The 21,205-nt window shown below is 66.2% G+C and carries 12 protein-coding genes and 1 pseudogene; 6 read left to right on the forward strand and 7 right to left on the reverse strand.

Annotation, left to right across the window (positions count from 1 at the left end):
• Positions 1–63 precede the first annotated feature (63 nt).
• From N536_RS42085 to N536_RS0107315, 6 genes are read left to right on the forward strand one after another with little or no spacing between them, the layout of a single operon-like run.
• Positions 64–1,254 carry a hypothetical protein gene (locus tag N536_RS42085; protein WP_155948478.1) on the forward strand — a complete coding sequence of 397 codons (1,191 nt, stop codon included), beginning with the start codon at positions 64–66 and terminating at the stop codon, positions 1,252–1,254.
• A 21-nt stretch (positions 1,255–1,275) separates the two neighbouring features.
• Positions 1,276–1,572: a PE family protein gene (locus tag N536_RS37670; RefSeq protein ID WP_051574306.1), complete on the forward strand. Its 297-nt coding sequence runs from the start codon at positions 1,276–1,278 to the stop codon at positions 1,570–1,572.
• Positions 1,573–1,624: 52 nt separating this feature from the next.
• Positions 1,625–2,704 carry a PPE domain-containing protein gene (locus tag N536_RS0107300; protein WP_029113014.1) on the forward strand — a complete coding sequence of 360 codons (1,080 nt, stop codon included), beginning with the start codon at positions 1,625–1,627 and terminating at the stop codon, positions 2,702–2,704.
• A complete protein-coding gene (locus N536_RS0107305; protein ID WP_029113015.1) occupies positions 2,701–3,513 on the forward strand; it encodes an ESX secretion-associated protein EspG in 813 nt (270 codons plus the stop codon). Before N536_RS0107300 ends, N536_RS0107305 begins: the two co-directional genes overlap by 4 nt.
• A 53-nt stretch (positions 3,514–3,566) precedes the next feature.
• Positions 3,567–3,836, forward strand: coding sequence for a hypothetical protein (locus N536_RS0107310; protein WP_029113016.1), 270 nt, complete (start codon positions 3,567–3,569; stop codon positions 3,834–3,836).
• Between the two features lie 15 nt (positions 3,837–3,851).
• On the forward strand, positions 3,852–4,139 hold the full coding sequence (locus N536_RS0107315) for a hypothetical protein (RefSeq protein WP_029113017.1): 288 nt from the start codon (positions 3,852–3,854) through the stop codon (positions 4,137–4,139).
• 66 nt (positions 4,140–4,205) lie between these two features.
• Here N536_RS0107315 and N536_RS37675 read toward each other — a convergent pair whose 3' ends face one another.
• The 7 genes and pseudogenes from N536_RS37675 to N536_RS42885 form a co-directional block, all read right to left on the reverse strand.
• A complete protein-coding gene (locus N536_RS37675; protein ID WP_051574307.1) occupies positions 4,206–6,458 on the reverse strand; it encodes a hypothetical protein in 2,253 nt (750 codons plus the stop codon).
• Positions 6,455–6,796 (reverse strand): hypothetical protein, encoded by a 342-nt coding sequence (locus N536_RS0107325; RefSeq protein ID WP_029113018.1) that lies wholly within the window; start codon positions 6,794–6,796, stop codon positions 6,455–6,457. The genes N536_RS37675 and N536_RS0107325 overlap by 4 nt, the downstream gene beginning before the upstream one ends.
• Positions 6,797–6,908: 112 nt before the next feature.
• A complete protein-coding gene (locus tag N536_RS42875; RefSeq protein ID WP_231514446.1) occupies positions 6,909–8,438 on the reverse strand; it encodes a hypothetical protein in 1,530 nt (509 codons plus the stop codon).
• A 4-nt stretch (positions 8,439–8,442) separates the two neighbouring features.
• Positions 8,443–8,670: a hypothetical protein gene (locus N536_RS0107335; protein WP_155948480.1), complete on the reverse strand. Its 228-nt coding sequence runs from the start codon at positions 8,668–8,670 to the stop codon at positions 8,443–8,445.
• Positions 8,670–8,924 (reverse strand): hypothetical protein, encoded by a 255-nt coding sequence (locus N536_RS0107340; RefSeq protein WP_029113020.1) that lies wholly within the window; start codon positions 8,922–8,924, stop codon positions 8,670–8,672. Before N536_RS0107340 ends, N536_RS0107335 begins: the two co-directional genes overlap by 1 nt.
• Positions 8,925–8,943: 19 nt before the next feature.
• Complete coding sequence (locus N536_RS42880) at positions 8,944–19,569, reverse strand: toxin glutamine deamidase domain-containing protein (RefSeq protein WP_369798405.1); 10,626 nt, start codon at positions 19,567–19,569, stop codon at positions 8,944–8,946.
• Positions 19,570–19,575: 6 nt separating this feature from the next.
• Positions 19,576–20,298 (reverse strand): annotated as a pseudogene (locus tag N536_RS42885) (glycerophosphodiester phosphodiesterase); the annotation flags it as partial.
• Positions 20,299–21,205: the final 907 nt, after the last annotated feature.

Consider the following 21,205-nt stretch of genomic DNA (forward strand, 5'->3'; position numbering starts at 1 on the left):
CCCAGCTACGATCCAGCGCCGGTTATCGCTGCTCAAGAGCAAAGTCTGCAAGACTATTTGAATTTGCCAGTCAAGGAAATTCTCGAACGGCTCGGGTTGCCGCCATTTACCGACGGAAGACCACAAGAGGGCCCTCCCCCGCCCGAGGCGCAGCCCGATGCCGCGCCGGCGCAGGGCAGCCCGATGGACCCGAGCGCGCTGATCAGTCCGGTGACCGACGCGCTCGGCACCTTGGGCAACGGCCTCTTCGAGGGTGTCGACCCAACGGCGATGCTGCAGGGCATTTCCCAGGCGTTCCAGTCCACCGGCAGTTCCTTGAAGCCCGCACTGAGCTCGGTGGACGACGCGTGGCAGGGCGCCTCCGGCACCACCGCAGCCGCCAAGACGGCTACCGCGATCGCCAACGGAGCAGACGTCGGCGCCCAATCCGAAACGCTGAAGGGCAATCTGACTTCTGCGGCTACCAACGTTGCACAGGCACGCGCGCGACTGATCGAGATCATCGCCGAATTCCAGGCAACCATGGCGGCGATCGGTCCGAGCATCATCTTCCCGTGGGGGTGGGCCGCCGCGATCGCGGCGGCCAACAAGGCCGTCGCATCGACCGCCGAGGTGATGACGGAACTGCAAACGTCGTTGGGCGCACAGGCAGCCGAGGTGACGGCCGCGGGCGCTCCTGTGGACGTCACCGCCGCCCCGCAGCTGGCGGCCTCGTCACCGATCTCCAGCTTGGCGTCGCCGCTGATGTCGATGGCCACCAAGGGCGCGCAGGCCGGAATCCAGGCCGGAACCGGTGCGGCGTCGGCTGCGAGTCAGGCCGCCCAGCAGGCGCCGACGGGCGCGGAAGCGGCTGCGGGCGTTGGTGGGCCGCCGATCGCGGCGCCGGGAGCGGGCGGTGGTGGTGGCGTCGGCGGAGGCGGTGCCGGTGGCGGTGGCGGGTCCTCCGCTCTGCGTTCGATGGCGACCTCGACGATGGTGCAGCCCGAAACCGCCGCCACGGCCCAGTCGGCGAGCGTGCGGGCATCGGGTGGACCGGTCGGGTCTGGTGGCGCGGGCATGATGGGCGGCGGCGCGCCATACGGGCCGATGGCCGGCCAGGGTGCGAACGGTTCGTCGAACACCCACACCGCGGCAGCGTTCCTGCACACCACCGATCAAGGCGGCGCGATCGTCGGGGACCTCGGCACTGCTGCGCCCCCGGTGCTCGGCGAAGCCGACCCCACTGAGCCTCCGGACATCGAACTCCGGATCTAGTCATGAACGAGGAGAAGCGCAATGGCCGATAACGCCGGCATGTCGATTCAGCCCGATGACGTCGCAGACGTCACCCGTCAACTCGACGAGCTCGCCAATCGAGCACAACGCGTGTTGGCCGACGAGGCAACCAATCTCACGGTGACCGCCCCGGGCCGCGACGAGGTCTCCCAGCGGGTGGCAGGCACTCTCAACGAAGTTCATTCGACGTTCAGCGCCGCGGCCGACCGGGGGCTCGTCGAGATGCACGAGGTCGCCGCGACATTACGCGGCCATTCCGAGAACATCGTGGCCGCCGACGAGGACTTCATCGGCTGACCGACGCGCGGGCGGGGTTCACGGGCACTGATCGGCGAAGGGAGGTCTGCGCATGGGTTTTACCAATGTGGTGTGGGAATCACGAAGCACCGAACAGCTCGCGCGTGACCTCACCGAGGGCCCCGGCCCGGCGTCGGTCGGCGGAGCGGGTGCCGCCTGGGTCCGGGTTGCCAACGAATTCGCCGCCATCTCCGGCGATTTCGACAAGTTGGTGACGCGCCTGCGAACGGTGTGGGACAGCCAGGCCTCCAACGCGGCCGTGCAACGACTGGAAGAGTTCGGCAAATGGCTGCAGGCCGTCAGCCTGAGCGCCGCCGCCAACGGCCAGCTGGCCGAAGAGGCTGCCGTCGCCAACACCGTCGCCGTGCTGGCCATGCCGAGCGTGTCGGAGGCCGTCGAGGCGAAGGCCGCACAAGACATGATGGCCTCCCTGGCCGCCTACAACGGTGCCGTGCTCACCGGTAACTTCGCCGAATTCGACGAAGCGGCGACCGCCGATCAGGCCAACGCCGCCGCCGTCATGACGCAGTACGAAGACGCGGTAGTACGACTCGCGCAGCCGTGGGAGCAACCGTCGCCTCCCGACGTGTCGAAGGGCAACGCGCTCAAGGCCGAACAGAGCGGATCCAGTGGTGGCGGCGCTGGCGGCGGCGCCGCCTCCGGTGGCGGCGCACCCGCGGTTCCGTTGGCGCCGATGATGGGCGCCGAGGTCAAGGCCACCGCCGAGGCAAAGACCTTGCAAAAGACGGGATTCGCCGCTGCGAGTGGTACCGGCGCCGGTGGAATGTCCGGCGCTCCGTACGCTCCGATGGGGGCGATGGGCCGCGGCGACCAGCGCGGCGACTACGAATCCAGTCAACCCGGCGGCACTCTCGAAGGCGGAGGGGAACACGGCGCGGGAGTGTCGGACGCGGGCCAAGCCTGGCTGCCGGCCGCCGAGCAGAACGACGCGCCATTCATGGTGTCCAGTGTCAGCTGGGGACCCGATACCGCGGTGTTCGACGAACTCGCGGTACCGGATCAGCCGCAGCCAGAGGGCTTCGCCGATGCGCCGGAGGGCACGCTCGAGCAGGTCGACGACCGATGGGTATCTCCGCCGGTGATCGGCGTCGACCGGGAGCTGAGGCTGTGACCGCAACGCTGACACCGTATTTCGTCCTCAGCGACGATGAAGTACAGGTGGTCGCCTCTCGGCTGGGAGTTCAGGCGATGCCCGCGGTGTTGGGCCTACGACCCCGATACGGCACGGAATCCGATCTCACCACCGCCCTCGACCATGCCAGCCGCACGCTGGCCGAGCGTGAACTCATCCGCGACGGCGAGGTGACACCCGAACTGGCGCAACTGGTGCAGTCGCTGCAGCGGCCCGAACGCGAGCTGGCGATGCGTCTGGTGACGCCCGACGGGACGGCGCGGGTCACCGTCATTCGTCAAGGCACACGGTGCATCTCGGCGGTGCGAGTGGGCAATGAGCTCGTCATCGAGGGGCTCGACGGGGAACCGACGCAGACCAGGGCCGCTCAGGCGGTACTGCGCCAGCTGCCCGTATCCCCCGCTGCAGAAATCGAACCGGTCGGCGCACCGTTGGACGCAACCAGTGAGGCGCTGTCTGGCACACACGACGCGGCGCTGCTTGCCGACCGGATCCGGTCGCTCGGCGCGGATACGCGCACCGCGATGCGGCTCGGTTCGGCGTTCGCGTCGCGTCAGGCCTTCGCGGAGATCGTTTACCACGTGCTGGATCGCGACGAGGGACGGATCACGAGAGTTCCCAGCGCCGTTGGCGTCTTCTACACGAAGCGCGGACGCATCGTCGGTGCGCCAAGCACCTCACCGAGCGGTCAGCTGTGGACGACTCTCAAGGCGGGTTCCGACCACGCCATCAAGCAGGCCATCGGTCAGCTTGTCGAGCTTCCCACCGAAAGATGGGAGGAGTTCTAGTTCCTTATAGCGCTTAGTTGTGAACTATCGACCAACTCATATGAGGAGAAACTGTGACGCTCCATCTCACGCCCAGCGACGCCCAAACCAAAATCCAGCAGGTAGACGAGGCGATGTTCAACCTCCGGTCGCTGGCAAGCCGGATTCTGGACAGCACCGAAACCATGACGGGCAGTTCGTGGCAGGGCGGCAGGGCCATGACGTTCCGCGGGATCATGTCCCAGCACCACGACGACTTCAACTACGTCATCAACCAATTGACACACGTCGCCGAGAAGGGCAAGAGCGACATCCAAACGCTCGTCAGCCACGACACCGACTAGAAGAAGGGCTTCACCATGGACGGCACGATTCGCTACGAATACGGAAACAACTACGCATCCCTGGACGACATCCAGGGCCGGACCAACGATGCGCAAGCGTTGCGGGACGAAGTGAACAAGGTCTTCACCGCACTGTCCGGCGTCTACGAGGGCCAGGCCGCTGCAGCGTTGCAGCAGAAGCACATTGAGATCTCTTCGATGATGGACAACATCCTCAACGAGATCACCCAAACCCGGTCCGGTGGCAACCAGTCGCAGGAAGACGCCGCGGCGCTCGACAACCACCTCGCCGGCGGCTTCTAGCAGTCACAGCGCGGGCAGGCGCAAAGGCCCCATGCACGAGGGCTTTTGCGCCTGCTCAGCGCATGATCAACGCGGCCCGGTGACGGCGATCGTGCCGGTGTGCATGCCGAGGGTGAAATTCGTGTACCAGCTATCCACGTCGATGCCGTACCGGGAATACAGAAGATCGCGTATTGCCGCTTGGTCGTTCAGGTTCTCGACGTTGATGTAGGCATCACCGCTGCCGTTGACATCGCGGTACGGCGCGAAGTCCGGGTCGTTGACGATCGACGGGTCCTTCGAGACGAGGCCGTTGGCGATGTTCTCCACGGTCATGTTGGAATCGACGAGTGTAGTGGCGGATTGGTTGGGCACGGCATTGCCGGGGTCGGTCACCACGCTGGGGTCCACGATGCCCACGATGCTGGGCTTCAGCGCAGGGCCAGCCACGTCGATGAGGGCCTTCAGTTCACTGCCTCCCGGCAGGTAGCTGACGATGGCGCCGGCCGCCTTGTACGAGCTGTCCCAGGTGGCGGCGTCGACGGCGGCTTCCCAGTTCGCCTTGTACACATCACCTTGGTCGAGTGACTTCATCGCCGACGCCGTCCCGGTTTCCAAGGCGTGCTGCATCTGACCGGCGACCTGCGCGTAGGTGCTGGGCCCTTCGCCACTCCCGTACATGGCGGCCAACACGTTCTCTTGCGCGTATGTGGCCTGGGCGGCCTTTACGCCCGCGTCGGGATTGCTGGCAAGCACCGAGTACATGTCGGCGAGTTGGTTGGCAGTGTCGAAGTGCCCCACGTTCGGTATCGACTGCGCGCCTGCGAAGGTGCTGTAGTACGGGGCCAGATCGTCGGCGAGGTTGACCATCAGATCCGGGTTGCGTTCGCCCGCAGACGTACTCGGGTCCCCGGGGAGGTGCAGCAAGTCGCCGTGGTGATCCGACATGTACCGAGCGACGCTTTCGGCGATGTCACCGGACTGCCTGGCCAGTGCCGTGTCGGGCCGGTTGCCGGGGTCCGCGACGGCGTCCTGTTCGCTGATGTGGAACAGCTCAGAGATGCTCTTGCCGTTGTCCTTCCACTCGTGGTTGAAGACGTCGGTCATCAACGTGTCGCCGCTGTGACCGGACAATGCGTTCGCGACGGTCGCCCTGTCGTTGGCGACCGCGTGAAACATCTGATCGGTCAACGGCGCATCCACGTGCTCACCATGCCCGTCGACGAAGAACAGATCGTCGGAGTCCGCCGCGTTCTGGGCGTGAAGATACTTGGCCGCCGTGTCGAGCACCGCCGCGTCGAGCCCGGTGCCGTGCTTGAACGTCGGGTCACTCATGTCGGCGATGCGGGCGGCGGCCTGATTGTCGGCAACCCCGTTGAGATTCCAGGTGTTGTAGGGCCAGCCGCCGACGGTCTCCCAACTGTTGGTGACCAAGTCGTCACGGGTCAGAGACTCGTACATGTCGTGCGGCAACAGATTCGCCCTGCCGGTGGTGGGCACTTCCCGGTCTCCGCGCACGTTGGCGGTGACGCTCGTCGTGGACAGCATTTGCAGCGCGTTCGCCACGCCTCGCCGCGCGTCGGGCGGCAGCTGGTTGAGCATGTCCTCGATCTGTTGCGGCGACTTGTCGTCCAATGCGCGTGCCAGCGCGTTGATGTACTCCATCTGGGAGGCGGGGATGTCGACCATGTCTCCGGAGGCGAGGTCAACGAGCTGATCGGGCGTGAGGGAGCCAGCCTCGATCAGCCGCTGGATCTGTTCTGGCGTCAGGTCCGACGGATCGGTCAACAGTTGGTTGGCGTCGGTGCGAGCCTGGTCCGATCCGAGCGCCCCTGGCGCCACGAACGTCGCGCGCAGGTCGGCGCGGGATCCGTTCAGCAGCGTGCGCACCTCACTGTCGGCGCTCTCGGCGTCACTGGCGGCGTTGTCGATCGCGACCTGCCACTGAGCCCTGGCGATCTCTTGCTCCGGCGTGAGCCTGCCGGTGCGAGAAACGGTCAGATTCTCCGACACCGTGAAGCCCGCGCCCTCGGCACCGGTGATCGCGTTGCGGGCGCGCTGCAGCGGCGGGTCCACCTTGTGGAAGCCGTCGAGTGCAATCTGGGCTACCCGTTCGAGGTGATCCGCCACCCGAACCGCGGATCGCCGGTCCGCCTCGGCCCGGCTCAGCGCCGCCTCCGCGGCAAGCCCCTCCCAGTGGCCGCCGTTGATGTTCTCGACGGCCGACTTGTAGCGATCGAACAGCCCCTCGACCTTGGCGGCCATCGCCTTCCAAGCATTGCCAATGTCGGTGAGCGTCGCAGGATTCCACGATTCGACCTGAGTGCGGTTCAGGCTCACCGAGGCACCTCGGGCACGTCCCAGCCACCGGTGGCGTCGGTGTAGGTGGTCATGGCCACTTCCAACGCTTCATCGTCGCCGTTGCGGAACTGATTGGCGACGTTGACCATGATTTCGCCGGTCTCCGACAGGCGTTCCTTCACGGCGGCCACCAACGCGGAGTCGACCAAGTCTGCTGCGATGCTGGACGCCTCCAGCACCGCGGGCTCCATGCCGCCGGGCGCAGACAGGTACGGCCCGGCCGACGGGCCCGTCCGCAACGACGCAGCCTCGACGGCCAATCCCTGCAGGACGGGTCCCAGGCCTGCGAGGCGGTCCATTTCCACGTGCAAAGTCATCGAAAGCCCCCATTTCGCATAGCATTTCACGCTATTACGGAGCGGGCAGTGGAGCTATTCTCGACGGCCTTGTTCGCCAAGAATTCGGTTGCCGGTCAGTTCGGCGTAAGGGTCAGGCAGTCAGCAATCCGGCGAGGCTGAGTTGGTTGCGTGCGGTGTCGACGTCGGCTTCGGGCCTGTCGCCGAAGATCGCCTCCACGTCGACGGACGTGACGCTCTGGTTGAGGGCCGCAGCCAGCAGCGCCTCGCATTCGTCTTCCCTGCCGGATCCCACCTGGCTGACCATCGCCCGTACGGTTTCCTCCGCACTGCCGATGGCCGGCAGCGCGGCATCGAGTTCACCCGACGTGTCGGCGCCGCCGCGCAACCACCGGCCACCGCCCCACCAGTAGCAGAAACTCAAGAGGCCGTTGCGGTTGCGGGTGTTGAGCACACTGTCGGTAACCCACGCCGGTGCCCCGGCGTAGAGGTCCGGCAGAGGCTGGCCACCGTTGTAGGCGGCATCGAGCAGTCCGGAATTCCACTTCCCTCCCGACAGCACGGCACGGTCGCCCGGCAGCACGAAAAGGGTCGACCCGCTGCGCTGGTCGCTCTCGTACCAGGCGTAGCCGGGGTGGATGCGCGGACCCCATTGCGATTCGACCCCGGCGTAGGCCGCTGACAGCACGGCCCAGCGCGCCCAGAGATCACGCAGTGGAGGCAATTCGTCGGCAGCCGTGGCGCTCCCGATTGGGACCGCCGCCTGGCGGGGCGACCGGCTTTGGGCTTCGGGGCCCTCGATGTAGCCGGCCAGCCATACCGGAATGCGTTCGCGTGGATAGGCTTCCAAGTCGCTGCGGTAGTGCTCGGGCGCCAGCAGCTGGTCGTCGGGGAACGGTTGGTCCCCATAGTCGTAGTCCACGGTCGTTTCGCCGCCGTTGGTGACGGTCAGCAGCAACCGCCACCACGGACCCGCCGACATCCGGGCGGCAACCTCCCGCTGCCGGCGAATCAGCTCGGCGACCTGCTGGGGCACCGGCACCAGGCCTGCCCGGTCGGCGGACCAGAACCGCAGCGCCGCGACCTGCGCGGTGACGGTGAACGCGAACTCCGCCGAGAACTCCTCCCAACCGGCCGGGCCGAGCTGGGCCAATTGTTGAACGATCGGCTCGATCAGACGGGCGGCCTCCTCGGCAGTTGCCTCCTCATCACCGCGGGCAGGGCTGCTTCCGTTGCCCGGCGGCTCACCGACGATCGTGAAGTCGGCGATGGCGGACCCACCATCTGATGCGGCCGCGTTGAACTGCCGCTCGAACTCCGTCATGAAGGCTGCTTCATCGGAGGCGCCACCGGCGTTCCCGTTGACCGGCTCCGCAGCCATGAACTGGGCAACCGCCTGCTGTGGGGGGACCGACGACGACACCTCCTCGATGCGCCCCGAATCACCCACCAGAAACACCGAGCGACCGACCGGCATGTCCAGGAACGCCATCGGATCGCTCTCGTCGACATCGACCGGCGCGTACACGCTCCAGCCGGCCTCGAAGCGATCCGCCGCCAAGCCCTCCGTGGGGTAGTCCAGGCCGCGGGAGCGGATCCAGTCCGACACCAACGAGATCGCCTGCGTCGCCTCCATTGCGTTGTCCTCTCGTGTGTTCGCCATCACCCTACGACCGTTGCTCGGCTTCGATTTGGTCGGCAAGCGCTGATCGCTCCGCCTGATGCCGAGCCAGCAGCTCTGCGCTGAAGGCAGTCCAAGCGACGTCTTGTGCCGGCGTCATCTGGGCGCCGTCGACTTCGGATTCCACGTCGGGGTGGGCGTCCAGGAACTGGGCGAACAGCAACCCCATCTCCCGGCTATGCCTGCGGTTGAGCTCGAGCCGTCGCGGGTCCATCACTGATCCTCGCAAAGCGCCAACTGGTCGAAGACCACCAATGCGACCCGCGTCGGGTCATCCGGCGGGTGAACCCGAAGCGTGTGGTGGGGATTCGGTTCGTCGTCGAGGATCACGACGGTCTCGATCCCGGCCGGAAGGTCCGCGGGCCAATCGATCTCATCGGTCGGCTCGTCGACGAGCACCCGCGCGAGCCTTCCGCGCAGGCCCTTTTGGCCATAACTCAGGGGCGTGAGCTGCTGATCTTCGTCCATGTGGTGGTCACTCCTACTTTCAGTCATTATTCGTCGGGCCTCGCATCGGCGGCAGCTCGGGTGGGTTCTCCGGGTCGATGCCCAATGATTCGTTGACGCTGGCGCGGCTTCGCGTGGCGCTCGCGATGATGGCTCGGTAGATCTCGTCGCCGACCCTTCCCTTGGCCCGTTGCCGCGCGACGAGGTCTTCGAAGGTCGGATTGGGTTCGTTGGCAGTGAGGTAGTCCGCGGTCTCACGGTCGGCCATCAGTGCCCGCGTCCAGGTTCGGATGGAGGCGCGCAGTTCGTAGAGTGTCCTCGCTTGTTCTTCTAGGCCGACGTCGTCTCGGACGAGTTGCTCGCTGACCTCCCGCATCCGCAGCTCGAATGTCGTGTAGACCGTGCGGGTTTCGGCGTTCGATAGCGTCCCCGTCGCGTAGTGGCTGTGGGTGGCCGCGTCGATGATGGCTTCGTAGACCGCGTCACCGGTCAATCCCTTCGTCTGGTACCTGGCGACCAGGTCCTCGAAGCTGGGGTTGCTTTCGTTGGCAGCAAGCCAATCCGCGGCGGCCCTGTTGCTCATCAGCTCGCGCGTCCAGCCGCGAAGGGAACTCCGCAGGTCCGACAGTAGCCGCGCTCGTTCGTCGACGGGCATGCCGTCACGCACCAGCTGCTCATTCAACTCGCGCAACCGAAGTTCGAAATCGGAGTACACCAGGGTGGTTTCGACGTCGGACAGGCTTCCCGGCGCAAATCGACCATGCGTTGCGGTATCGATGATCGCGTCGAATACCGCGTCGCCGCTTAGGCCCTTCGCCTCGTTTCTGGCGACGAGCTCGTCGAAGGTGAGAGTGCTTTCGTTGGCGGCGAGAACTTCGGCGGCCGTGCGGTTGCTCATCAGGTCGCGCGTCCAGGCTCGAAGCGAGTTCTTTTGTTCGAAAAGGATTCTCGCGCGCTCTTCGGCGCCCATGCCCTCGCGCTGGAGTTGTTCGTCGAGCTCGCGCATCCGCTGCTCGCCGTGGCTGTACACCGTCGTGGCCTCGACATCCGACAGGGTGCCCGGGGCGTAGTCCGGCAGGCCTAGCGGGCCAACGGGCTCGTGCGGCGCTCCCTGCACGTCGCCGATGGCGTCTGCGGCGACCAACTCGTCGGCGTTGTCTCCAAGGGCTCGCACCGGTTGGCCGCTCGCATCCAGGAATCCTGCCGCCGTCTGTGCCACGGCGCGCTCACCCCAGTGCGGCGGCCACCCCGAACGCCCTCCGGTGCGAGCATCCACGAGATAGAGCTCGCCACCGTCATTGACCGCGAGATAGGCATGCCCCCCATGACGTGTGCCGGCCCAGCGCGACGCCAGCACCGCCGACGAACCCGAGCCCAGCTGTACCAGCCTGTCAGCCACCTCGGCGTAGGGAGCGAACTCCGCGCGGGACCCAACGGCTTCGAAGAGCCCCCGTGCCGCCACCCCGGTCGGTGAGGTTCGCGCTTCGATTCGAACGTCATGCCCGTATCTCGTCGACAACGTCTCGGCGACGGCGTGGGCGCAGTTCTCGGCCGGCTCGACAACGGGCGGTCGATGATCCTCGACGGCCGGGCGCACGGAGGCAGGATCGTAGATTTGCGTCTGGTCGGGCAGTTTGGCGGCGCGCTGTTCCTCGAGTGCGACGCGCTCGACATGCCCAGACGCGATGCGACCGAAGTTCGCGAGCGATTCCGTTCGTAGACCGGTGCTCTTGTCGTCGAACTTGTAGTAGAAGTTGTGCATGTCGTAGTCGCCGGCCGCGGCCATCCGAAGCAGCGGGAACTCGGCCGTGATCCTCTGCGCGCCAAAGAAATCCATCGCCGGGTCGACCCCGAAACCGTCCAGGAATGTTCCTCTCGAGCCCGGCGTGTGACCCGCCTCCCAGGTGAAGGAATCAGTCGACGAGGCGGCGACGTAGACGTCGACGCCTTGACCGAACTCGCGCGCGTGGTTGATCGGGCCGGCGCCCGGCGAGCCGAACAGAATTACCGTACGGACGGTTCGGTCAAGGCGTCCGCCCGCGCCGGCATGGCCGACGACGGTCGATCCCTGGCAATGCCCGTACACGTGGTTGTTGCCGAAGTGGCTGCCGTCGGTCACCCACGCGTCGCGGCCGGTGTTGAACGCACGGATGTCGGCATACAGGGTTTCGCCGCCGATTCTTGCCGCATCGTTGGCCACCGTGTCGTAGCCAATCCAGGTGACCGAGGCCGCTGACGCCGTCGGGTCCTCGTGCAGGACGGAGGACAGGTGGTTGAGCGCGGAGCCCATGCCTGCACCGAGCTGTTCGATCGTCATACCCCGGCCCGGAATGTGCCAGGACACCGAGTCCGCCAGGTATGGATCAACGCCGAAGCCGACAACGGCAATTCCATTGCCATCAAACGCAGACGGGTCGAACTTGAGCAGACGTGGGCCATCCACGCCCGCCGTCCGCGCGGCGTCGGCACCCCTGCGCAACGCATCGTCGACGCTGTTGAGGAAGTCGAGCTCCTTCTGCTTGTCGAATCCCAAGCGGAACCCGCTATCGCGCCTGAACTGCAGCTGGTCGCGGTGGCGCAGCCAGTCCGCAAGCGCGCGGGCGTTGGCGTCGTGACGGTAAGAGGGCGGGATGCCCTCGGCGTTGCCGATCTGCACGGGATGGTTCTCGACCATGGCCTGCCGCAGGTCCTCACTCAACCCCTGCCACCACGTGGCGTTCGCTTGCGCGCGCTCTACGGCCAGCTCGGCATCGCCATTCGGATGCACCAATTCCGTGACCCCCGCCGGCGGAATCCGCTGCGCCAATGCATCATTGGCTAGTTGCGCCGAGGATGGCGAAACGTCGCCATGCAGATGCTTGACGGCGAACCACCTGGTGCCGTCCATGAGCCGACGGCCGAGGTCCGGGACGTCGCGCGTGGCGATCTCCGTTAGTTGCCTGGGCTCTGGCAGATCGGACCGCTGCGGGTCCAACCGCGCGACGATGTCATCCAGTACGGCGCGAGCTCCGTCCGTCACCTCGTCTCGTAGTCGCAGTGCCGATGACTTGACGCTGTCGAGTGACAGTTGCAGCCGCTGCGGGTCCCGATCCCAGGTAAAGCCGAGCCGCGCCCACACGACGCCGCCGTTGTCCTGCGTCGCCAGGCTCATCCGATCGACACCGGATCTCTGGCAGTACTGCTCCAGTTCACCGATGAGCGACTGTGTGAAACCCTTTCGCTGCAGTGTGTCGTCCGAGATGGCGATCCATCCGATGCTGGCGATGAGATCGCCCGTGTGGTCGCGGAAGAAGTCCAGCTCGACTGTACCGATTGCCCTGTCTCCCCGCATGATCACACCGGCGAGGAAGACGTCTCCGTCGCCTTCACCCCGGAAGTTCACGCGATACGGCCCATACCCGCCGGACAGATCCGTTGCGAGTCGATCGATGTTCGTTCCGTCCCCGGCGTTGTCCAACACGTCGGGCAGCGGTTCGGCGAAACGGGTGTCGACGTTGCGCGTGGTTCGATCCTGGGCGCGATAGTCGCGTTGTTCCCGGAGAAAGACGGGGTTTTCGGCCGGTGCCGGTTGGCGAGGGCGCGGAATGTCGTCGATAGGAGTCTCGGGCGCACGTCTGGGGTCGCCGAAGTCCTTGCGCCCGAACATCCGCGCCTCGGCGGTTTGCACGACGCCTTCGGCATCGCGGGATGTCGTGATGTCCGCATACCCGAAGCGCAGGTGGACCCCGCGCCGTTCAGCGTTTGACGGATTCGCGATGTCCGACAAGCCTTCGCGTCGGGTGTACATGCCGATCTCTTCGTGGATCGCGGTGATCGCGGCGTCCACGGTGGCCGCCTCGATCCTGCCGACCACGACGGCGTCGAATCGGTCGCCGCTGGTACGCATCGGAACGACCGTCGCCCCCGTCGCCTCGATCTCGGTGCGGAAGATCTCTGTGACGGCACGGTAATGAGCGTTGGCGACTTCGGCGCGGTTCTGGACGTGCTGATTGAGTCCGGACAGATTGACCAGCTGGGCCGACACGAAGAATCCGGATCCGCCGGTTTCGGTGGTCCACCGGCGGGCCCGGTCCACTTCGCCGGTCTTGAATGCCGCACCACGCCCGTCGTAGAAGTCGGAGACCTCGTCCCTGCGAAGCGGTTCGTGCAAGGCCAGGACCGCCCCCGGATCCGCATCACGGATTCGGGCCGCCTGATCGATGAACGCGGCGCGCCTTACGTCCTCGGGCTGCGGATACCGGACGCGGTGGCTCAGCGCGTGTCCGGGTTCGCCTTCCGTACTCGCGCGGCCCGCAACTTCGCCTTCGCTGCCCGTTGTTTCTCGGCCAGTTCGCGTTCCAGCTGCTCGATACGCCGTTGCCGCTCCTCCGGGTTCAACCCCGTCAGCCCTAGTCGCTCGTCCCTGTCCTCCTGCGACATCTGTGCTCCTTGTCTTACTTTGGTCCACGCCGAGGTCCGCGAGGTTGAAGATGTCGCGGACGTCGAGGTCGGGCAGAACCTCGGCGTAGCCCAAATGTAGTCCGACACCGTTGTATTCCGGTTGCCCTGGATGTTTCGGATGGGGGATGTCGGCCAGGTTGTGCTCTTGAGCGTATTCCTTGACCCGAGTGCGGATCGTCGCCAGTGCCGAGTCGATGACCTCGTCGTCGATGTCCCCGACGACAACCGCGCCCAATTCGTCTCCGCCGACGCGCATCGGCACCACGTCGGCCCCCGATTCCGTCAATCCCGCACGGAAGATATCCGCCATGGCGGAGAAGTGGGCGTTGGATTCGGTTCTATCGGCCGACGCCTGATTGAGGCCACGGAGGTTGGCAATGTCGGCCGATACGAAGAAGGCGTTGTCCATGGTTTCGGCAAGATGCTGCTGCGCGCGAACCACCTCACCCGTCTTGAATCCCGAGACCCGGCCCTCATAGAGATTGGTGACGTCGTCCAGCGGCACCGGCTGATAGACGGCTTCGGCGATCGCCTCGGGCGTCGAAGCCGTCAGATCCAACTGTCCGATCCGGTCCCAGAACCCGGCGAGCTCCACGTCGTCCGGAGACGGATACCCACCCCCCAACGTGTCGGTACTCGCCTCCAGCTGCGCACGTGAGCCGTCCAACGGACCATCACCGTCATCCGGGTGCCCCTTGACGTCGCCGACGGTCTCGGCGGCGTACAGGTGGAGCGGACGATCAACGCCAAGCGGATGAACGGCATCGCCGTTGGCGTCGAGATATCCGACGGCAGTGCGGTACACCGCATGCTGGCCCCACGCTGGCGGCCAGCCCGTCCGCTCCCCCGTGAACGGGTCAACCAGATGGATCAAGCCGCCATCGTTGACCGCCAGGTAGGCATGTCCGCCGTACCGCCCGCCCCCATGCGCCCATCCCGACGCCAGCACCGCAGCCGAGCGCTCGCCAAGTTCGCGCAGATTCTGCGCAACGTCGTCATAGGTGGCGAACCGGGAACTCGACCCGACCGCCTCGAACAACGCCCGCGCCGGCACCCCACTGCGTGAGGGCGCGATGCCGAGACGGACGTCGCGGCCGTACCGTGCCGACAGTTCGTCGGTGACCATCTGGGCGCAGTTGTGGCTGCTCGTTTCCGCAGCGGGATCGCCACGCAGATACTTGACGGCGTTCCACTGGGCGCCGTCCATCAGTCGACGGCCCAGGTCGGGTTCGTCTGGTGTGGCGAGTGCGGCCAGATCAATGGGATCCGGTAGATCGGACCGCTCAGGATGCAAGCGCGCCATGACGTCGTCGAGCACCCTGGCCGCCTCGGCGCTGACCGTGCGGCGCAGGTGGTAGGCCGATGCCCTGATGTTGCGGAGCGAGGGCTCCAACCGCGCTGGATCGGGATTCCAGGTGAAGCCGCGGCGGGCCCATGCGTAGCCGCCATTCTGCGACGTCGCCAACTGGATCCGATCGAATCCCGAGCGCTGGTAGTAGCGTTCGAACTCCGACGTGAGCGCCTTGGAGAAGCCGTTGCCGCGGAAATGCTCGTCGTCTATTGAGACCAGGATGTGGTGAGCGACGAGATTGCCATCGCCGTCACGCGCGAACCTCCGCATCATGGTGCCGATTTCCTGCGTTCCGCTGAAGATCACACCGTCGAAGAAGACCGCATCAGCGGAGTTCTGGGGGTAGAACTCCACCCGGTACGGCCCGTACATCCCGGAAAGATCCTCGGCGAGCTGCTGCACTCTGGCTCGGTCCCAACAGTCGTCGACCACGTCGCCCAACGGCTCGGCGTAGCGGGTGTCGACCTGCCGGCTGGTTGGGTCTTGAGCGCGGTAATCCTCCTGTGCCCGTTGAAACTCCAAGCCTTCGCGCGGTCCCGCGACATCGCCGATCTCGTCTGCGGCACTCAGCTGCAGGACGCGGTCGTGCAACGGGTGCGTCGGATTCCCGTCCGGATCGAGGTAGCCGACGGCGGTGCGCGCGACGGCGCCCTCGCCCCAGTAGGGCGGCCAGCCCTGTTGCCGTCCGCTGTGGGACTCGACGAGAAAGATCTCGTCGTCCACGTTGATCGCGAGGTAGGCGTGACCGCCCTGGCGCCCGCCCGCCCACCGGGACGCGAGTACGGCCGACGAGCCGGGGCCGAGCCGTCTCAGCTCGTCGGCAACCTCGTCGTAGGTGGCGAACCGCGCATGGGACCCGATGGCTTCGAACAGGGCGCGGGCTGGCACTCCGCTCGAGGTAATGGGTTCTTCGATGCGGATTTCGCGTCCGTACATCTCCCATACTTCGTTCGCGACGAGGTGCGCGCAGTTGAGGCCGCGGAAGTGATCGGTCAGCCCACGTGCGGGCGAGGCGGCGAAGTCGCTGGGCGTCAACGCAGTCGATGCAACGGTCGGCTCGCCTAGGAGATGCTTGACCCCGAACCACTTCGTGCCGTACATCAGTTGTCGGCCCAAGTCGGGTTCGTCCGGCGTCGCCAGACTTGCCAACTCGATGGGCTCGGGCAGCCTAGGGTGGTCGGATTCCAATCGCTGCACGGTGTCCAGAAGAACCGCTTGGGCGTCCTCGCTCACCCAGTTCATCAGCCGTTGGGCTGCATCCCGCACGCTCTGCAAGGAGTGTTCGAGCTTGTCCGTGTCGGCATTCCAGGTGAAACCGCGCCGGGCCCATACGTAGCCGCCGTCTTGCTCCGTGCTCAACTCGATGCGATCGACGCCAGAGCGCGCGTAATACGGCTCGAGTTGAGAAGACAGCGAGCGGGAGAACCCCTTGAACTTGAATCGCTCTTGGTCGATCTCCACCGAATCGTGGCGGGCGACGAGGTTGCCGTCGGCGCCACGGACGAAGGTCCGCTGCATGAAGCCGATTCCCTCATCACCGCTGAAGATGTAGCCGGCGACGATGACCTCACCTGCCCGCGATATTTCTGCCCGCCACATCTCGACGCGATAGGGGCCGTAGATGCCCGACAGGTCGTCGGCAAGTTGACGGACTTGCTGCTGATCGAGGTTGCGGACGACGTCGGCCAGCGGCTCGGCGTAACGGGTATTGACCTCGCGGGTGGATACGTCCTGGGCGCGGTATTCCGCTTGTGCCCGTTGGAAATCAGGGTCTTTCGCGTGGCCCTTGACGTCGCCGACGAGGTCTGCGGCATCGAGCTGCAGCTGAAGCGGAACGTCGTTGACCGGTTGGACGGGGTTGCCATCCGCGTCGAGGTAGCCGACCGCCGTGTGGGCGACTGCACCCTGACCCCAGTGCGGGGGCCAACCGGAGCGCTGGCGGGTATGGGGGTCATAGAGCCGTATCTCGCCATCCTCATTGACCGCGAGATAGGCATGCCCGCCACGGTGCCCGCCGGCCCAACGCGACGCGAGGACCGCCGATGCGCCGTCGCCCAGTCGATGGAGCCTGCCGGCCACGTCGTCGTACGTCGCGAACTCGGCCCTGGTGCCGACGGCTTCGAACAAGGCCCAGGCCGGCGTCCCCATCGGTGTGCGGGCGGTCGCGACACGGATGTCTCGCCCTTCGTACATCGCCGACAACTCATCGGCCACGGTGCGCGCGCAATCCTGATCGGATCGCGACCCTCCGCCAATGCCGAACAGGCGTTTCAGCCGAGCCCCGAAACCGTTGTGTGCCTGTGGAGTCGAGGTAGTCACGTCACTCGGCAGGTACCTGACGAAGTTCACCTTGACGCCGTCGACCAGCCGCTCACCCAGATTAGGTACGCCGGGTGCGGCGAGGTCCACGATGTCGATCAGTTCGGGCAGCCGGGGGTGATCGGGGTGCAGCCGCTGCACCAACTCGTCGAGTACGGTCCTGGCCTCGGCGCTGAGCTGTGGCGACAGGTGGAGTGCGGCGTCCCTGATCCGGTCCAGCGACTGTTGCAGTCGCGCCGGATCCGGATCCCAGGTGAATCCTCGACGGGCCCACGCGCGGGTGCCCTTGTCGTGGGATTGCAACTCGATGCGGTCAACGCCCGAGTGCACGTAGAAGCGTTCCATTTCGGCGGTGAGCGCCTTGGAGAACCCCTGTCCACGCTGGTGGGTGAACTCGTCCTTGATCACCAAGCCGTTGTGGTAGGCGACGAGGTTGCCCTGGGAATCGCGTGCGAAACCCCGTTGTACCGTGCCGATTTCCGTGTCGCCGTGCAGGATCTTCCCGGTGAGCAGGACCTCGTTCCCGAATCGATCTACTTCATCGAATCGAATCCGGTGCGGCCCATACATCCCGGACAAGTCGTCGGCGAGCTGATTGACGCTGGCCTGTGACGGGTCATCGATGACGTCGGCCAGGGACTGCGCATAGCGGGTATCCACGTGGCGGGTGGCGGGATCCTGCGCTCGGTATTCCTCTTGCCGCCGAACGAAGTCCGGGTCGGCGGGAAGGCCTCGTACGTGTCCGACGGCGTCCGCCGCACCCAACTGCAGTGCAGTGTCGACGGTGAGAGGACTTACCGGATTGCCGTGCGCACCGAGGTACCCGACCGCGGTGCGCGACACCGCATTCTCACCCCAGTGCGGTGGCCAGGCGGATCGCTGCCGGGTATGTGGGTCGTAGAGCTGGATCTCGCCACCGTCGTTGATCGCGAGGTAGGCGTGACCGCCGTTGCGCCCGCCCGCCCAGCGTGACGCCAGCACCGCGCTCGATCCGTCACCGAGCTGGATCAGCCGGTGCGCCACGTCGTCGTACGTGGCGAACTCGGCTCTGGTTCCCGCGGCTTCGAAGAGTGAACGGGCAGGTGTACCAGAGCGACTGGGCGTGCCCGCGATGCGGATGTCACGCCCGTACATCGAGGACAGTTCATCGGCGACGACGTGCGCGCAGTCGCGGTCCGAACGCCACGGCGGATTCCAGATCCGGTGATCGGACCGGTTGGCGGCGGGTTCGAGGGTGCGCCGGCCGTCGACCGTGCGGTGGGCTTCGGTGGTGACTTGATCGTGGCGGCCTGCTGCGATGCGACCGAGGTTCGCCAGCGATTCGGTGCGGACGTGTGTGCCGGTGCCGGTATCGAGGTAGTAGGCGTGATGGGTGCCGCCGGTCAGGAGTTGGTTTCTTCCCCCGGTGAATTCAGCGGCGATGCGTTGGGCGCCAAAGTAATCCATCGCCGGGTCGACTCCGAGGCCGATCCCGAGGATGCGACCAGACGAGCCTGGGGTTCGCCCGCCCAGCGCGGTGACCAGGTCCCGCGACGACGATGCGACGAAGACGTGGTCGGCGCCGATGCCGAAATCCCCGGCGTGCCGCATCGGTCCGACACCCGGTGAGCCGACCAACGACACCGTGCTGATCTGGCCGGCCAGCCGACCCCCCTGCCCGGCATAGCCGGTGGTGGTCGAGCCGTACGAGTAGCCGAAGACGTGATTGCCGGTGAAATGGCTGCCGTCGCCTGCCAGGGTGTCGCGCGCGGCGTTGAATGCGGTGATGTCGCTGTAGAGGAGGTCGCCACCGGTGCGCGCCAGCTGGTGACCGGCCGCGCGGAAGATGCCCATGCCACTCGGCGTGTCATAGCCAATCCAGGCGATCGATGCGGCCGACGTCGTCGGGTTCTCACTCCGCGTGGACTGCAGATGATTGAGTGCGGATTCCGTGTAGAACCCGAACAGTGAGTGGACCGTGGTCGCGACGCCGGGCACATGCCAGGACACCGAGTCCGCCGTGTAGGGATCGTCTCCAAAGCTGAGGACGGCACGTCCGTCTCCGCCGAACTCCGCTGGATCGAAGGCCAGCAAGACCGGCCCGTCCACGCCGACTCGGGCCGCATCGGCACCCGCCTTGCGCAATGCGAGGTCGAGTCGGTTCACCTGCTGCAGGAACTTGCGGTCGGCTCGGCTCGGCCGCGCACCGTCGTCGATCCTGGCTTGCACCTGATCGGCTCGGTCTCGAAGCTGCTGCAGCACGCGATGATTGGCCGTGTGCCGATCGGCGGCTGGTATGCCCTCGGCGTTGCCGATGTGCTGCGGATGGGTCTCGATCAGGGCTGTGCGCTGCTCGGACGTCAGCGCGTTCCACCAGGTGGCGTTGTTGCGCGCCCGCGCACGCGCCTCCTCCATCGGCCCCAGCGGATTGCGCAACTCGTCGGGCCGCACGGGCGGTATCCGCTGCGCCAAGGCGGATTCCGCCACCTGTGCGGTATCGGCAGCGGTAACCTCGACCGGTACATCAGTAGTGGGCGCGGTCTTTTCACGAGCGGGCACATGCTCGCCGTGCACCATGTCGCCGGTTCGGCCCGGATGATCGGTGGCGATCCAACCCACTCCGAGATCACGGGCGAATTGGACGTCGCTCTCGTCGTTGACGGTCCAGCAGTAGGTGGTAAGTCCTTGGCGCGCTGCGATGTCGACGAGTTCGGGTTGCGCGCGCAAGGTCTTGATCGACGGGCCGATGGCGGTGGCGCCGACGGTGGCGGCGAGGTGGTGGGCCGTCGACCCCAGCAGCACGGTCGGCAGGTCCGGCGCAGCGCGGTGCACCCGCCAGATGGCATCCGGGTAGAACGAGATCACCGCCACCCGAGATTGGTCCGGTGTCGTCGGAGTGGCGAGACCGTGGCGGTCCAGCAGCGCCACCAATTCGCGTTCCAGTCGGCCGCCGTGCTCCTTGGCCTCGATGAACAGGGTGACCGGCCTGTCGTGTTCGGTGACCAGTTGCAGCAGTTGATCGAGCGTCAGTATCCCGGTGTCGCCCTCGGCATCTCCGAGCTCGTGGCTGGGGTGCTGGCTGCCGAAGTCGTACTGCTGCAGCTCCGCCAGTGTCATGTCGCCGACACGTCCGGTGCCGTTCGACGTCCGATCGATCCGCTTGTCGTGGATGCAGACCAGGTGGCCGTCCTTGGTGAGCCGGATGTCGGTCTCTAGACCGTCGGCGCCCTGCCGCAGTGCTTCCCGGTATGCGGCCAATGTCTGCTCGGGGAATTCGTGCGAGGCGCCGCGGTGTGCCACCACCATGCTGCCCGCTTCGCGGGGCACCCAGAGAGGACGACTGGTTTCTGCGGTGGACGAGGACGCATCGGTGTGTACCCGGTTGCCGGTGAAGGGTCTGCCGTCAGTGGCGGGACTGAGGGCGTCACGGGCGGCATGGAAGGCCGCGAGATCGCTGTGCAGGGCGAGCCGGGGCTTCGACGTTTCGTCGCCAACCCAGACGACTGCGGATGCGGACGACGTGTGCTGCAGCGTGGACTGGAGTTGGTCGAGCGCGGGACGGACGACGGTCCCCAATCGGTCGACCGACTGGCGTGCCGTGTGCCATGACACGTTGTCCGCGTGGTATGGGTCGGCTCCGAAGCTGAGAACGGCGCGGCCGTTGCCGCCGAACTCGGATGGATCGAGGGCCAACAACAGCGGCGGGTCGAGTCCTGCCCTGGCGGCGTCTGCTTCTGCCATGCGGACCGCCAGGTCGACGTCGTTCACGCGGGCCAGGAGCTTGCGTTCGGTACCGTTCGCGTGCCCGAATTCGTCGATCTTGGTCTGCACCTTGTCGGCACGGTCCCGGAGTTCCTGTAGGAAGGCACGATTCGCGGTGTCGCGATCGACGGCCGGAATACCCTCGGCGTTGCCAATCCGGTAGGCGTGGACCTCGATGAGGGCCTGCCGTTGCTCGGCTGACAACCCGGCCCACCACGTCGCGTTGGCCCGTGCTCGCTCCGCTGCGAGCTCGGAGGAACCTATGGGATTGACCAACCCCTCGGCCGGTATTCCCCTGTGCCCCAACGCCGCATCGGCGACCACGCCGGATTCCGGAAGGCCCTGCACGTGGCCGATTCGACTGGCGGCGGCGAACCGGCGACCACCGCCATCATGGGGGACGACGGGGTCACCGGTGGCATCGAGGTAGCCGACGGCGGTGCGGGTGACG

The organism is Mycobacterium sp. URHB0044, assembly GCF_000620625.1.
Classification (GTDB): Bacteria; Actinomycetota; Actinomycetes; order Mycobacteriales; family Mycobacteriaceae; genus Mycobacterium.